The organism is Yinghuangia aomiensis (assembly GCF_039542225.1).
Taxonomy (GTDB): Bacteria; Actinomycetota; Actinomycetes; order Streptomycetales; family Streptomycetaceae; genus Yinghuangia; species Yinghuangia aomiensis.
In genome coordinates this window covers 1-14,243 of sequence record NZ_BAABHS010000044.1, presented here as the reverse complement: position 1 = coordinate 14,243, position 14,243 = coordinate 1, and the positions used below count along the sequence as shown (strand labels likewise).

Sequence of the window (14,243 nt, the reverse complement as noted above, 5' to 3'; positions counted from 1 at the left end):
GGCCTTGGGCCGGTGCCCGTCAGCCCTTGGGGGCCTGCAGCGTCTTGCTCCACAGGACCGAGGATTCGGCGTCGCGGAGCCGGACGGTGAGGTCGCCCGAGTGGCCGTCGACCTGCATCTCGCCGAAGTGCTGGAAGCCCTCCATCGGGGAGGCGTTCGCGCGCGGCGGGGCGTGCACGAACTCCGCCTTCGGGCCGAACGTGCCGTCGAGCGTGTTGGGGCCGAACGCGCCGGCGTTCGCCGGGCCCGACACGAACTCCCAGAACGGGGTGAAGTCGCCGACGGCGGCGCGCGCCGGGTCGTAGTGGTGCGCCGCCGTGTAGTGGACGTCGGCGGTCGCGAACACGATCCCGGTCACGCCGCGGCGGTGCGTGGTACGCAGCACCTCGGCGAACTCCAGCTCGCGGCCGAGCGGGGCGCCGTTGTCGCCTTGCGCGACGCCTTCCTGGGCGGTGGCGCCGTCCGGCACGACCAGGCCGAGCGGCAGGTCGTTCGCGACGACCTTCCACGTGGCGCGGCTCTGGCTCAGGCCGTCGATCAGCCAGCGGCGCTGCCGGTCGCCGAGCATGCCGCGCTTCGGGTCGGCGTAGCGGTTGCCGTCGTTGGGGTCCTTGTAGGTGCGCATGTCGAGGACGAACACGTCGAGGTGGCGGCCGTACGACAGCTTGCGGTAGATCCGGTCGTCGCCGATCGGCACCCACTCCTGGAACGCCTGGCGGGCGCGGGCGGCGAGGACGTCGACGCGCTTCTCGGTGTAGCGGGCGTCGTCGAGGATCTGGCCCGGGTACCAGTTGTTGCGGACCTCGTGGTCGTCCCACTGGTTGATCTGCGGGACCTGCGCGGCCAGCGCCCGGTAGTTCGCGTCGAGGAGGTTGTAGGCGAACTGGCCGCGGTACTCGGCCAGCGTCTCGGCGACCTTCGACTTCTCCGGCGTGGTCAGGTTCCGCCACACGCGGCCGTCCGGCAGGGTGACCGATTCGGCGAGTGGCCCGTCGGAGTACACGGTGTCGCCGCTGCACAGGTAGAAGTCCGGGTCGAGGGCGCGCATCCGCTCGAAGATCCGCATGCCGCCGAGGTCCGGGTTGATGCCCCAACCCTGGCCGACGATGTCGCCCGTCCACACGAACTTCACGTCGGCCTTCTGGTGCGGGTGCGGCGCCGTCGTGAGGCTGCCGGTGACAGCCGCGCCGGTATTGCCGCGGTCGTCCTCGACCGCGACCGAGTAGTAGACGCGGCGGCCCGGCTTCAGGTCGCGCAGCCGCACCTTGCCGGTCAGGTCGGTGTCCGGGGTGACCCACGGGCCGCGCACCCGGCGCGCGTCGCGCAGGTCCGGGCGCGTGCCGTACGCGACGGTCAACCGCCCCGGCCGGTCCGCACGCGCCCACACCACCGCGGAGTCCGTGGTGGCGTCGCCGCTCTGCACGCCGTGGCTCAGCATCGGCCGGTCGCCCCGCACCAACGCGGGCGTGCCCCCGGCGCCGGGTGACGCGAACGCCACCCCGCTGCCCACCAGCGGCACAGCCGCAGCCCCGGCCAACGTTCCGGTACGCAGGAATGCTCGTCTGTCCATGCCCACGTGTGTAGTCACTCCGGACGACGCGTCGGCGAACACGGGTTGGCGCCGGGATCAAGACTCCGTGCCGCACGGGGGAGAGCCGGACACCGAGGCCACCTCGGAACGGCCACGGGTCTCGCGCCCGGACGTGGGGACGGATACGTGCTCCCGGCCGGTGTGGCTCCGCTTTGTTCCGCCCAACGACTGGCGCGGCGAAAAGTCACACCCCGTCCCTCGCCCGAGTCCCCGCGCCCCGGAAGTGTGTTCGAGAGTCGGCGTGGACCAGGCAAAATGCGCCGTTGCCGTTGCCGTTGCCGTTGATGCTGTCGCTGTCGCCGGGCAGGCCCAAGCCGACTCGGGCCGATTCGGGCCGATTCGGGCCGACTCAGGCCGACACGCGCAGACTCAGGCCGATCCGGGCCGAGCCACCTCACCACGCAAACGCCTCCGGCGAAGGCCCCACCGCCGGGAACAACTCCTCCAGCCCCGCCAGCAGTTCCTCCGGCAACGCCAACTCCACCGCCCGTACCGCCGACGGCAAGTGCTCCGCCGTCCGCGGCCCCACAATCGGCGCCGTCACCCCCGGCCGCGTCAGCAGCCACGCCAACGCCACCTCCGCCGGATCCCACCCGAACGCCGCCACCAGATCCTCGTACGCCTCGATCCGCGTCCGAACCTCCGGATCGGCCAACGCCTCCGCCGACCGCCCACTCGACGACCGCGACCCGGCCCCCTCGCGCGCCTTCCGCAACGCCCCGCTCAGCAGTCCGCCCCGCAACGGCGACCACGGGATCACCCCCACCCCGTACTCCCGTGCCGCCGGCAGCACCTCCATCTCCGCGCGCCGCTCCGCCAAGTTGTACAGGCACTGCTCGCTCACCAACCCGAAACGCCCGGTCCGCGCCGCGAGTTCATTCGCCTGGGCGATCTTGTACCCGGGAAAGTTCGACGACCCCGCATACAGAACCTTCCCTTGCGTGATCAGCACGTCCACGGCCTGCCAGACCTCTTCGAACGGCGTCGTCCGATCGATGTGATGGAACTGGTACAGGTCGATGTGGTCGGTCCGCAGCCGCGCCAGACTGCCCTCCACCGCCCGCCGGATGCTCACCGCCGACAGCCGGTCGTGATTCGGCCACGAAGGCCCGCCGCCGAGCGTCATGTTCCCGTACACCTTGGTCGCCAGCACCACCTTGTCGCGCTGCCCGCCCCGCGCGAACCACTCGCCGACGATCTCCTCGGTGACGCCTTTGTGGTCCGTACCGCCGTACACGTTCGCCGTGTCGAAGAAGTTGATCCCCGCGTCCACTGCCGCCGACATCAACCCGAACGCCTCGTCCCGCGACGTCCCCACCCCGAAATTCATCGTCCCGAGCACCAACCGGCTGACCCGAACCCCACTGCGCCCCAACTGCGTGTACTCCATGCCTCAACCCAACGCCCGCACTCCCGCCCGGAGCAAGGACCGCGCCCGGCGGTGCGCCCGCATGGAGCATCGCCGCCGTTGCGGACGGGTGCCGCCCTCAACGTCGCCGACTACGGCGCCGCCCTGTCCGCACCGACACCATCGGCTCCGATTCCGGCGGCACCGTCGGTGCCGCTCCGATCCGCGGGGTCGATGCCCAGCAGCTCGAGGAACGCCGCGGCGACCGGCTGCGGTGTCTCCCTGCCCCACACGACGAACTCGGCACGGGTCGGCGCGTCCGTGACCGGGATCGCGACCATCCCGTCCGACCCGACCGTCCCCGCCAACCCGGCCACGTACGAAGGCGGGAGCAGCGCCACGCCCAGGCCCGCGGCGACGAGACGAGTCAGATAGTCCGCGTTGGTCACCTCGAAGGCCACGTCCCGCAAGAGACCGGCGGCGGCGAACGCCAGATCGGACTGGGCGCGCCCGGCCGTCTTCGCCGGGAGGTCGACGAACACCTCCCCGGACAACCGCCGCAGGTCGACCGACGTCTCCCCGGCGAGCGGATGCCCCGCCGCGACGACCGCGACGAGCCGCTCCCGGGCCAACTCCCGGGCCGCCACACCCCGCGGACGCGCCGTCGCCGGGATACCGAGGAACGCGACGTCGATCTCACCCTGCCTGACCTGCTCCGCCAGCTCGTCGCTCGCCCCCACACTGAGGCCGACCCGGGCGTGCGGATGACGCCGGTGGAACTCCCCGAGCACCGCCGGGACATCCACCGCGGTCACGGTCGGGATCAGCCCGACGCCGAGCCGCCCACGCACCTCCCCGACCGCCGCGGCCACTCCGGCCGCGGCACGCTCCGCCGCGTTCAGGCACTGGCGGGCCTCGGACAGGAAAGCCTCGCCCGCGGCCGTCAGCCGCACCCGGCGGCTGGTCCGCTCGAACAGCCGCGCGCCGAGTTCCTTCTCCAGACGCGCGATCTGGTGACTGAGTGCGGACTGCACCACGTGGCAGCGCTGCGCCGCCCTCGTGAAGCTGTTCGTCTCGGCGACGGCGACGACGTAGCGCATCTGCTGAAGCTCCATGCGATCCATCGTGATACGCGATCGATCACGTGACAAGCATGTCTTGGACTCATCAATCGGCCGGAACTCAGACTGGTCGCAGGTGGGGCGACCGGTCTCCCTTTCCCATCTCGAGTCCCCGAATTCCGAGAGACGACATGACCCTTCAGCACGAAGAACACCCGTCAGCCACCGCACCGCGGCCGGTATCCCCGGCCCGCGGATGGCTCGGCGTGGCCGCCATCACGGCCAGCCTGTTCGTCTTCCTCACCACCGAGCTGATGCCGATCGGCCTGCTCACCCCGCTCAGCGAGAGCCTCGACGTGTCGGTCGGCGTCGCGGGTCTCATGGTCACCGCGCAGGGCGTCGCGGCAGGTCTCGGCGTGCCGTTCATCGTCGCCTGGACACGGCACGTCAACCGGCGCCGGCTGCTGACCACCCTCCTGGCCGTACTGGCCGCCGGGAACCTCGTCACCTCGCTGGCCCCGAACTACCCGCTGATCCTCGGCACCCGCCTGCTGATGGGGTTCGCCAGCGGAGTGTTCTGGGCCATCGGCGTCAGCATGGCCATCCGCATCGTCCCCGAACACCACGCCAACCGGGCCGCCGCGGTGGTGATGTCCGGCATCTCGATCGCCACCGTCGTCGGCATACCCCTGGGCACCCTGCTCGAAGGGATCGGCAACTGGCGGACCACCTTCCTCATCTGGGCCGGCCTCAGCGCCCTGGTCTGCGTCGCCGTCGCCCGCACCATCCCGTCGCTGCCGTCCACGAACGCGGTCTCGGTCCGCGAGGTCTTCGGACTGCCGGTCACGAACGCGCCGCTGCGCACCGTCCTCGTGATGGTCGTGTTGTTCGTCCTCGGCCACTTCGGCGCCTACACCTTCATCCGCCCCTACCTCGAGGACCGCACCTCGGCAGGCGTCGGCTTCGTCACCGCGGCGCTCATCGTGTTCGGCATCGGCGGCACCATCGGCAACTTCATCGGCGGCCGGACCGTCGCCAAGAGCCTGCGCGGCAGCTTCGTCGCGGGCGGCCTCCTGCTCGTCGCCGCCCTGGCCGTGCTGCTCGCCCTCGGGACCCACACCGCCGCCGTGATCGCCGCGATGGCCCTGTGGGGCATCGCCTTCGGCGTCGTCCAACTCAGCCAGATCAACACGACCCTCGCCGCCGCACCCGACACGTTCGAAGCGGCCATGTCCCTCAACACCATGGCCTACAACACCTGCATCGCCCTCGGCGCACTTGTCGGCGGACTGTTCGCCGACCACGCGGGCGTCACCAGCGTCGTCTGGTTCGGCATCGCCCTGGTCGCCCTCGCCGTCGCCATCCGTGCCACCACGGGCCGCCGCCGCACATCACCGACGGCGTGACTCCCCGCCCGCCGACCGCCGTAACCCGCCTCCGACTCGACAAGAGGCCAGTGGTCTCTTATGGTGGAGTGCGTAAGGTTCCAATGGCCTCTTATGGAAGGGGCCGGTCCGGGCCGAGTGAAATGAGGTGGTCCCGTGGTGAACGCCAATGACGGTGCAGGAACTGTTCGAGACCTCGGACGCCGCCTCGGTCCGGCTCGGCGCCGGCCCCTCGTCCACTCGTGAACCCTTCACCCCGTCACCCCGTCATCCCACGCTCGACAGGAACAGAGGCATCCTCATGACCAAGACCTGGCTGATCACCGGAAGTTCCCGCGGACTGGGCCGCGCCATCGCCGAGGCCGTCCTGGCGGACGGCCACAACCTGGTCGCCACCGCGCGGCACACCGAACCCCTGAAGGACCTCGCCGACCGATACGGCGACCAGGTCCGCCTGGTCACCCTGGACGTGACCGACGCCGCCGCCGCACGGTCGGCGGTCCACTCGGCGGTGGAGGCGTTCGGCCGCCTGGACGTGGTCGTCAACAACGCCGGTTACGCCGACATGGCCCCGATCGAGGACATGTCCGAGCAGGCCTTCCGCGACCAGATCGACGCCAACCTCTACGGCGTCGTCAACGTCACCCGGGCCGCCCTGCCCGTCCTGCGCGGCCAGGGTGCGGGGCACATCATCCAGATCTCCTCGGTCGGGGGCCGCGTCGGCGGCCCCGGCCTCGGCGCCTACCAGACGGCGAAATGGGCGGTCGGGGGCTTCTCCGAGGTCCTGGCCAAGGAAGTGGCGCACCTCGGCATCAAGGTCACCGTGGCCGAACCGGGCGCCATGCGCACCGACTGGGCCGGCTCGTCCATGGCGACCCCGCCGGTCAGCGAGCCCTACAAGCAGGTCGTCGAACCCGCCATCGCCCGCCAGCGCGCAGCCGACGGGAACCAGACCGGCGACCCCGCGCGCATCGCGCGGATCCTGCTGGACATCACCGAGGCCGAGGAACCGCCGCTGCGCCTGCTGCTCGGCAAGGACGCCGTCCGGGTCGGCCGGTACGTGGCCGAGACACTCGCCGCGTCCGACGCCAAGTGGCGTGAAGTGAGCGAGTCCGTGTGACCGCCCAGGCCGGACCCCGGCCCGGGTCCGCGACCTGCCGGTGCCGTCCCGAACGGCGGCACCGGCAGGTCGTAGGGTTGCCGGAGCCGGCACCCGGCCGCGGGCGGCGAGGAGATCCCCTGGGGGAAGCGACGATGACAGACGACGGGTCGGCGGACTTCCGGCGCGCGCGCAGCCCCGAGCAGCGGGAGATCCGCAAGGAGGCCATCCTCGATGCCGCGACACAACTCCTCGCGGAGATGCCGGTCGGCGACATCAGCCTGCGGGAGCTCAGCCGACGGGTCGGACTCTCGAAGACCAACGTCGTACGGTACTTCGAGACCCGGGAAGCGGTCTTCTTCGAACTGCTCAACCGGTCCCTGGAACGGTGGATCGAGGAACTGCCCGCCGACCTGCCCTCCGCCGAAACAGTCGGCGGGGCCTCGCCCGAGGCGGTGACCGCCGCCCTCGCCCGGTCCCTGGCCCGCCGGACCCTGCTCTGCGACCTGCTCAGCTCGCTCGGATCCGAACTGGAACGGAACCTTTCGGCCGAGTCCGCACGCGAGTTCAAGATCGCCCACATTCGACTCTTGGCCGCGCTGGCCGATCTGCTGCGGCTGCGTATCACCGGGCTGTCCCCGTCCGCCGCCCGCGAGCTGGTGTCCCTGACCGTCGTGTGCACCGCCGGACTCTGGCCCTTCGCCAACCCCTCGCCCGCCGTCGCCGAGGCCCAGCAGGACCCCGAACTCGCCCACACCAAGGTTGACTTCGCCGACCGGCTCGGCCGCACTCTGCACGTCGCCGCCACCGGGCTGCTGAGCCTCGGCTGAGGACGACGCGCCGGCCTCGCACAGCCCCGCCTCACACGGCGGAGTCGGCCGGCGGTCGGCGGACTGTGGAGGTCACACCGGGGGGACGCGGCGGTGGAGGAGGCAGAATTCGTTGCCTTCCGGGTCGGCGAGGACGTGCCACGACTCGTTGCCGGTTTGGCCGACGTCGACCGGGGTTGCGCCCAGGGCGAGAAGGCGTCGGAGTTCGGCGTCCTGGTCGCGGTCGGTGGCGTTGACGTCGAAGTGCAGGCGGAGTTTGGCCGGGCGTGGATCGGCCGTCGGGCTGAGGACGATGGTGGGTTGGGGGCCGCCGAAGCCGGCGTCGGCTGGGCCGATTTCGATGCTCCCGTCGGCTTCGCGGTCGAGTTCGACGTAGTCGAGGACGTCGCACCAGAACCGCGCGAGGCGTTCGGCGTCGGCGGCATCGATGACCAGCTCGGTGATACGGCATGCCATGCGGGCCAGTTTGCCGCACGCCGATGTTCGGCTCAGGCGTTCGGCTCCCGGCGTTCGGCGCCCAGCCCCTCCCGGCCCGGGGCTCCGGTGCTCAGCGGCCGGTCAAGTGCACCAGCATCTTGCCCATGTTGCCGCCCCGCATCAGGGACTGGAACGCGTCCACCGCGTTGCCGATGCCGTCGACGACGGTTTCGTCGGCCCGCAGGGAACCGTTGCGGAGCCAGCCCGCGGCCTGGCGCACGTACAACGGGCCCATGTCCAAGTGATCGCCGATGATCATGCCGCGGAGGGTGAGGCGCTTGCCGATGGCCAGGGCGAGGTTGTCCGGGCCCGGGGTGGGCTCGGGCGCGTTGTACTGGGAGATCGCCCCGCAGAGGGCGATACGGCCGTAGCGGTTCATCGCGCCGATGGCCGCCTGGAGGTGGTCGCCGCCGACGTTGTCGAAGTAGACGTCGATGCCCTGCGGTGCCGCCTCCGCGAGCTGCGCCGGGAGGCCGCCGCGCCGGTAGTCGATCGCCGCGTCGAAGCCGTAGCTCTCGACCAGGCGCGCCGCCTTCTCCGGGCCGCCCGTCGAACCGACCACGCGTTCCGCGCCCAGCAGGCGGGCGATCTGCCCGGCGACCGAGCCCACCGCGCCGGCCGCGCCGGAGACGAACACGACGTCGCCGGGCTTCATCCGGGCGATCTCCATCAGGCCCACGTAGGCGGTCAGGCCCGTCGACCCGAGGACCCCCAAGTAGGTCTGCGGCGGAGCGAGTTCCGTGTCCACGCGGTGGGCGTCCGCGGACGGCAGCACCGCATACTCCCGCCATCCGGCGAAATGCCGGACCACCGTTCCCTCCGGCACCGACTCGGCCCGGGACGCGATCACCGTGCCGACGGCGCCCCCGTCCATCGGCTCGCCGAGCCGGAACGGGGGAATGTACGACTCGGTGTCGTCCATCCGTCCGCGCATGTACGGGTCGACGGACATCCAGTCGTTCCGCACCAGCACCTGCCCCGGCTCCGGATCGGGCACCTGCGCGACCACGAGCGCGAAGTCCGTCGCCGCCGGTTCCCCGGTGGGACGCGCGATCAGATGCCATTCGCGGCTGGTGAGGGACATACGCGTGCGCTCCGCCTCTCCCCGATACGACGGATCCGCACCACGGGACCGCCTGGGGGAATCGTTCCGGGAACCGCCGTAACGGCGAATCGTCGACGTGTACCCGCCGTGCGGCGGCGCATGCGGGGAACGAGGGACACGGATCCGCCGGTCGGGTGGCGCGGAACCTGCGGCGTCCTCAGAACCCGCCTCCACCCCCGTCTCCGCCGCCCCAGCCGCCGCCTCCGTCGCCGCCCCAGCCGCCGAAGCCGCCCATGCCGCCGGCGCCTCCGTCGCCCCAGCCGCCGTACGTGTCGCCGCCGTCCGGTCCCGCGTATGCCGCGGGTGCCGTCGCGGAGCCCAGCATGGTGCCGATCAGCAGGCCGGGAAGGAGGCCGCCGCCGTACCAGCCCATGGCCCACGGCGCATAGGCCGGACCCGCTTCCCAGTAGGGGCGCCGCCCGGACGGGGTCTCGACCTGGCGGCCTTCCGGCTCCAGGCCGTCGTCCAGCCGCGCCGCGTCGGCGGCGCAGACCGGCACCGTCCGCGGCGTGCCGCCGCTCGGCGTCCACGCCGTGTCGCGGACGGACGCGCCGTGCCGGGGATCGAAGAAGCACGGGGGACGGCGCTGCGGCAGCGGTTCGCCCGCCCGCCGGGCGGCCAGGGTGGCGAGCGCGAACCGGCCCGCGTCGAGGGCTTCGCCGACCGCGCGGACATCGTCCGGGCGCCGGGCGTTCCGCATCGCCGTCTTGGCCCGGTCGTAGGCGTCGAGGGCCTGCGTCCAGTCGTCGCGCATCGCGTCGTCGGCGTCCGCGGCGGCCGGGTCGAAGGCGGTGCGGTCGAGGAGTTCGCCGTACGCGGTGATGTCCTCGTCCACGGTCGGCCGTACCTGCGCCAACTCGGCCTGCTCGCGCTCGGTCCGCCGCTGCCGCCCCCGCCGACGCAGCCACAGCGCGCCGCCGACACCGCCGAGGACCACCAGCCCGAAGACGGCGAGGGCGACGGCGGAACCGTGCCGGTTGGAGGACGCGGTCCCGGTGGAACCCGCCGAGCCGCTCGCGCCGTGCGCATTCGCGTCGTGCACGGCGCCGTCGACGAACTGGGTGAACAGTCCCGGACCGTCGCCTTGGTGCGCGGCCAGGGCGTCGCTTTTCAGCGTGGCCAGGCGCTCGTGTGTGAGGACGGAGGCGTCCGATGCGGCGTCGAAGACCCGGCCGACCGCGACCGCGTACACACCCGGATGCCCCACCTGCTGCCGCAGCGCGCTCAGGACGTCGGCGCGCGAGGAGGAAGCGAGCGGAGAATCCGCGGGCACGGCGACCACGAACACCGGTTTCCCGGAGTCGTGGATCGTGGCACGCAGGGCGTTCGCCGTTGTTGCGGGCAGCACGTCGGACGCGGCCGGATCCGCATACACCGGGTCCGCGCGCAGCGACGCGGCGATCTCGCTGACCCCCGCCGCGGCCTGCGCCCGCCCCGCGGACAACGGCAGCATCGCCAGAGCCAGCAGCAGCACAAGCACGAAGACCGAACGCGCGGGCGGAACGAACGGGCGAAATGCCGACTTCGTCACGAATCCAGGCTACGTCGGGATGTGTGTGGCGCCGATGCGTGTGGTGCCGGGGCCGCCGCGCCGCTTCCGCCGCTTCCGCCGCTTCCGCCGCTTCCGCCGCGTCTGCTGCGCGGGGGCGCGGCGGGCCGTCCGGCCGTCACCGGTTCGGGGCCGTCGGTTGTCCCGGAGCCGTCAGCTCGACGGCGTGCAGCGCAGCGCCGAGTTCGCCGTCGACAGCGTCCCGCTCAGGCCCTGCAGCGGCACCTTCAGCAGGTTGACGGTCGTCTGCACGGTCGAGTTGCTGTCGATCCCCTGGATCACGGACTTGACGCTCTCGGACGCGGCCTTCACCGCGGCACCGGTGGCGTTGCCCAGCTCGCCGGACGACGCCGACACGTTGTCCAGGTCCTGCTTGACCGTGTCGACCGCCGCCTGGAGGTCGTTCTTGCTCGTCGTCGCCGGATCCAGGTTCCGCAGATGATCGGTGTCCTGCTTGAGCTTGTCGAGGTCCTGGCACACCGTCTTCGCCGCGGCACTCGCCGACTTCGACGCCTTCTGCTCCGGCGACTCCGAACTCGAGTCCGAACACGCGGCCCCCGCAGCCAGAACCGCGACCACCACCAACGACGCACACACCGGGCGCTTCAGCACGGACTACTCCCACTCCCACGATGCCGAACAGAGCATCAACGGACAGCACGTCAACAGACGGTACATCTCCGGACGAAACTGAAGAATTCGTCCAAGCTCACACGGTGTGTCGCACCCGGCAACCGGAATCACCCGTGCGACACACCGTCCACCGCCGCCGCGAACAGACCCGGGAACCACGCGGCCGCCGGGACGATCCCCCGCGCAAGCAGCGCACTGCGCCGCGCCGCGAGCAGCCCCGTGGTCAGGCGACGGTAGCTGCGCGTCAGACGACGCCACTCGGCCTCGTACTCGTCCGGCCGCTCCCGCGCCAGACAGCCCGCCAACGCCTCCGCGCCCGCCAAGGCCAGCGCGACACCTTCGCCCGTCAGGGCGTCCACATAGCCGGCCGCGTCGCCCGCCAACAGCACGCGACCGCACACCCGCCTGCGCGCCGACCGGCGCAGCGGGCCCGCGCCGCGCACCGTCGACACCGGACGGGCATCCGCCAACCACGCCGAAAGGTCCGCGAACCCCGCCAACTGGGTCGCGTACGGGGCCCGTTCGGCGGTCAACAGCGCCACGCAGACCAGATCCGGCGCGAGCGGCGTCACGTACGCCTCGGCACGCGAGCCCCAGTGCACCTCGACGAAGTCCGGGACATCGGCCACTTCGAAATGGCGCCGGAGACCGTAGCGCGCCGGACCGGGCACCGGAACGTCCAACCCCAGCGCGCGCCGGATCGGCGACCGCAAACCGTCCGCGGCCACCAGCCAACGCGCCCGCAGATCCGGGCCCGCGGCCGTCACCCCGTGGGCGTCCTGCGTCACGCCGGTGACCTTCACCGGAAGCAGGGGGACACCGGCGTTCTCCGCGGCTTTCGCAAGGGCGGCCTGCAGGTCGGTCCGCCGCACGCCCAGCCCCGGGCCCGCGCGGAACACGGCCTCCGCTCGATGCCGATCGCGCACGTACCGAATCCCGGCGAACGCCTGCCCCGGCGGCTCGACGCCCAGCGCGCGCAACGCCCGTACGCCGCCAGGCATCACGCCCTCGCCGCACGCCTTGTCGACGGGGGAGGGGCGGGGCTCGGCCACGGCGACCGTCAGCCCGTGCCGGACGGCATGCAACGCGGTCGCGAGACCGGTGGGGCCTCCGCCGACGACCAAGAGGTCGACGTCGGGGGCGGCGGCCTTGCTCGGGCCGGGGAGGCTGCGCAGGGTGCGGTCGGCGGCCTTGCGTGCATTCATGGTGAGTTTCATGCCGCGGGCGCCGTCCGTTGCAGGGCCGCGTTCTCGGTCGGGACGCGCGCCGCCATCATCGCGGCGTTTCCGGCCGTGAACAGGACGGCGGTCAGCCAGGCCGAGTGCACGAGCGGCAGCGCGGCGCCTTCGACGGCCACGGCCACGTAGTTCGGGTGCGCGAGCAGCTTGTACGGTCCGCGTCGCACCAGATCGCTGCCGGGGACGACGATGACGCGGGTATTCCAGTACGGGCCGAGCGTGCCGATGCACCACCAGCGCAGCGCCTGCGCGGCCACGACGAGCGCGAGCATCGACCAGCCGAGGACGGGGGCGAACGGCCGTTCGAAGAGGAGCGGTTCGAACAGGCATCCGAGCAGTAGGCCGGTGTGCAGCGCCACCATCCACGGGTAGTGCGAGCGGCCGTACTCGACCCCGCCGCGCGCGAACGTCCAGGCGGCATTGCGGCGCGCGACGAGGAGTTCGGCGAGCCGTTCGAGGGCGACGAGGGCGATGAAGGCTGTGTACCAGAGCATTTCGTTGGCTCTCGCGAGTGGGAAGTGGGGAGTCTTGTGTGTGCTCGACTACCAGCGCAGAAGCACCAGTTCGGAGCAGAATCCGGGGCCGAGGGCGAGCATGATCCCCCACGAGCCGGGTGCCGGGCGGGCGGACTCCTCGACCGACTGCAGAATGTGCAGCACCGACGCCGACGACAGATTCCCGACCGCCGCCAACGACCGCCACGTCGGCGCCAAGGCACTCTCCGCCAGCCCGAGCGACTCCCCGACAGCCTCGACCACCTTCGGACCGCCCGGGTGGCACACCCACGTGGCGATGTCGCCGAGCACCAGGCCGTGTTCGCCGAGGAAGGCGCACACCTCGTGGCGCAGATGCGCACGTACGAGATCGGGCACGTCGGCGGTCAGCACCACACGGAACCCGGACGCGCCCACCTCCCAGCCCAGGACGTGCTCGGTTTCGGGGTAGAGGGTGCTGCGGGTGGCGATGATGCGGGGGCCATGGGCTCTTCGGGACCGTTTGTGGGGCGCGGCGGGGGTGGTGGCGGTTGTTGCGGGGGCCGCTGTTCCGGCCGACGTTCGGCTGCCGGGTCGGTCGGACGTCGGCTGGGCCTCGGGCTGTGCCTTGGGCTGCGCCTTGGGGTGGGCGGAACCTACCGCCACCACCGCACCGGCGCCGTCGCCGAACAAGGCCCCGGCCACCAGGTTGGCTGCCGAGCCGTCGCCGCGCTGCAGGGTGAGCGAGCACAGCTCGACCGCGAGCAGGACCGCGACGCCGGTGGGATGCCCGCGCAAGAAGTCGTGAACCCGGGCCAGCCCCGCCGCACCGGCGACACACCCGAGCCCGAACAGCGGCAGCCGCTTCACGTCCTGCCGCATGCCCATGCGCAACGCCAGCCGGGCATCGACGGACGGGACCGCCAGACCGGTGACGGAGACACACGCCACCAAGTCGACGTCGTCGGGCCGCAGTCCGGCCTGAGCGAGCGCACCGGCCACGGCTTCCTCGCCGAGTTCGACCGCGGCCCCGATCCAGGCGTCGTTCGAGCGACCGAAGTCGTCGAGACGGGCGTACTGCTCGATCGGCAGCGCGAGATGGCGCGCTTGGACCGTGGACGACGCGTGCAGGCGCCGCAAGGCCCGCTGATCCGCACCGGCCGGGAGACACATGTCGGCGATGAGGTCGGTGAGCGTGTCCTGCGGATAGCGGTGCTGCGGGAAGACGGTGTGGATGGCAAGGATTGCGGGGGAGAGGGGGGTGGGATCGGGGCCGGGTTCGGGGCCACCGGTAACCATCGAGTTGCCGAGATGGTTCGAGAAATCTGTTAGTTGGAGCGCATCCGGCGAGATATCGAAGGCGGCAGTTGTTGCGGTGGTGGGTGGTACCAGAGTGCCAGTCTCCGTGTCACTATCTGTATCGGTAGCATCCGATGATCCCCCGTTATTCTCAC

13 protein-coding genes are annotated in these 14,243 nt (G+C 71.7%); 3 read left to right on the top strand and 10 right to left on the bottom strand.

Features of this window, described 5'->3' with window-relative positions; translation table 11 throughout:
- Positions 1-19: 19 nt before the first annotated feature.
- The 3 genes from ABEA93_RS36645 to ABEA93_RS36635 form a co-directional block, all read right to left on the bottom strand.
- Positions 20-1,570, bottom strand: coding sequence for an alkaline phosphatase D family protein (locus tag ABEA93_RS36645; protein WP_345680274.1), 1,551 nt, complete (start codon positions 1,568-1,570; stop codon positions 20-22).
- A 415-nt stretch (positions 1,571-1,985) separates the two neighbouring features.
- Entirely contained in the window at positions 1,986-2,981 is a 996-nt protein-coding gene (locus tag ABEA93_RS36640; RefSeq protein ID WP_345680273.1) for an aldo/keto reductase, read from the bottom strand.
- Between the two features lie 110 nt (positions 2,982-3,091).
- Entirely contained in the window at positions 3,092-4,054 is a 963-nt protein-coding gene (locus tag ABEA93_RS36635) for a LysR family transcriptional regulator (protein WP_345680272.1), read from the bottom strand.
- A gap of 137 nt (positions 4,055-4,191) precedes the next feature.
- Between ABEA93_RS36635 and ABEA93_RS36630 the strand changes: the two genes are divergently transcribed.
- The 3 genes from ABEA93_RS36630 to ABEA93_RS36620 all read left to right on the top strand — a co-directional run bounded on the left by ABEA93_RS36630 (position 4,192) and on the right by ABEA93_RS36620 (position 7,314).
- Positions 4,192-5,406: an MFS transporter gene (locus tag ABEA93_RS36630; RefSeq protein ID WP_345680271.1), complete on the top strand. Its 1,215-nt coding sequence runs from the start codon at positions 4,192-4,194 to the stop codon at positions 5,404-5,406.
- Between the two features lie 280 nt (positions 5,407-5,686).
- Positions 5,687-6,505 carry an SDR family NAD(P)-dependent oxidoreductase gene (locus ABEA93_RS36625; protein ID WP_345680318.1) on the top strand — a complete coding sequence of 273 codons (819 nt, stop codon included), beginning with the start codon at positions 5,687-5,689 and terminating at the stop codon, positions 6,503-6,505.
- 134 nt (positions 6,506-6,639) lie between these two features.
- Positions 6,640-7,314, top strand: a complete 675-nt coding sequence (locus tag ABEA93_RS36620) for a TetR/AcrR family transcriptional regulator (RefSeq protein ID WP_345680270.1) — start codon at positions 6,640-6,642, stop codon at positions 7,312-7,314.
- Between the two features lie 72 nt (positions 7,315-7,386).
- Here ABEA93_RS36620 and ABEA93_RS36615 read toward each other — a convergent pair whose 3' ends face one another.
- The 7 genes from ABEA93_RS36615 to ABEA93_RS36585 all read right to left on the bottom strand — a co-directional run bounded on the left by ABEA93_RS36615 (position 7,387) and on the right by ABEA93_RS36585 (position 14,088).
- Positions 7,387-7,770, bottom strand: a complete 384-nt coding sequence (locus ABEA93_RS36615; RefSeq protein ID WP_345680269.1) for a VOC family protein — start codon at positions 7,768-7,770, stop codon at positions 7,387-7,389.
- A gap of 91 nt (positions 7,771-7,861) precedes the next feature.
- Positions 7,862-8,875 carry an NADP-dependent oxidoreductase gene (locus ABEA93_RS36610; protein ID WP_345680268.1) on the bottom strand — a complete coding sequence of 338 codons (1,014 nt, stop codon included), beginning with the start codon at positions 8,873-8,875 and terminating at the stop codon, positions 7,862-7,864.
- Between the two features lie 178 nt (positions 8,876-9,053).
- Positions 9,054-10,427, bottom strand: a complete 1,374-nt coding sequence (locus ABEA93_RS36605; RefSeq protein WP_345680267.1) for a hypothetical protein — start codon at positions 10,425-10,427, stop codon at positions 9,054-9,056.
- 171 nt (positions 10,428-10,598) lie between these two features.
- On the bottom strand, positions 10,599-11,057 hold the full coding sequence (locus ABEA93_RS36600; RefSeq protein WP_345680266.1) for a hypothetical protein: 459 nt from the start codon (positions 11,055-11,057) through the stop codon (positions 10,599-10,601).
- 128 nt (positions 11,058-11,185) lie between these two features.
- Positions 11,186-12,283 (bottom strand): NAD(P)/FAD-dependent oxidoreductase, encoded by a 1,098-nt coding sequence (locus ABEA93_RS36595; RefSeq protein ID WP_345680265.1) that lies wholly within the window; start codon positions 12,281-12,283, stop codon positions 11,186-11,188.
- Between the two features lie 8 nt (positions 12,284-12,291).
- Entirely contained in the window at positions 12,292-12,810 is a 519-nt protein-coding gene (locus tag ABEA93_RS36590) for an isoprenylcysteine carboxyl methyltransferase family protein (protein ID WP_345680264.1), read from the bottom strand.
- 48 nt (positions 12,811-12,858) lie between these two features.
- The gene (locus ABEA93_RS36585; RefSeq protein ID WP_345680263.1) at positions 12,859-14,088 is read right to left on the bottom strand and encodes a type III polyketide synthase; all 1,230 of its coding nucleotides are present in this window, start codon (positions 14,086-14,088) and stop codon (positions 12,859-12,861) included.
- Positions 14,089-14,243: the final 155 nt, after the last annotated feature.

Bases quoted from the DNA above. Each gene is read 5' to 3' on its own strand.
- ABEA93_RS36635 (WP_345680272.1), bottom strand. From the start codon at position 4,054: ATGGAGCTTCAGCAGATGCGCTACGTCGTCGCCGTCGCCGAGACGAAC.
- ABEA93_RS36615 (WP_345680269.1), bottom strand. From the start codon at position 7,770: ATGGCATGCCGTATCACCGAGCTGGTCATCGATGCCGCCGACGCCGAA.
- ABEA93_RS36620 (WP_345680270.1), top strand. From the start codon at position 6,640: ATGACAGACGACGGGTCGGCGGACTTCCGGCGCGCGCGCAGCCCCGAG.
- ABEA93_RS36595 (WP_345680265.1), bottom strand. From the start codon at position 12,283: ATGAATGCACGCAAGGCCGCCGACCGCACCCTGCGCAGCCTCCCCGGC.
- ABEA93_RS36630 (WP_345680271.1), top strand. From the start codon at position 4,192: ATGACCCTTCAGCACGAAGAACACCCGTCAGCCACCGCACCGCGGCCG.
- ABEA93_RS36645 (WP_345680274.1), bottom strand. From the start codon at position 1,570: ATGGACAGACGAGCATTCCTGCGTACCGGAACGTTGGCCGGGGCTGCG.
- ABEA93_RS36640 (WP_345680273.1), bottom strand. From the start codon at position 2,981: ATGGAGTACACGCAGTTGGGGCGCAGTGGGGTTCGGGTCAGCCGGTTG.
- ABEA93_RS36610 (WP_345680268.1), bottom strand. From the start codon at position 8,875: ATGTCCCTCACCAGCCGCGAATGGCATCTGATCGCGCGTCCCACCGGG.
- ABEA93_RS36590 (WP_345680264.1), bottom strand. From the start codon at position 12,810: ATGCTCTGGTACACAGCCTTCATCGCCCTCGTCGCCCTCGAACGGCTC.
- ABEA93_RS36585 (WP_345680263.1), bottom strand. From the start codon at position 14,088: ATGGTTACCGGTGGCCCCGAACCCGGCCCCGATCCCACCCCCCTCTCC.
- ABEA93_RS36625 (WP_345680318.1), top strand. From the start codon at position 5,687: ATGACCAAGACCTGGCTGATCACCGGAAGTTCCCGCGGACTGGGCCGC.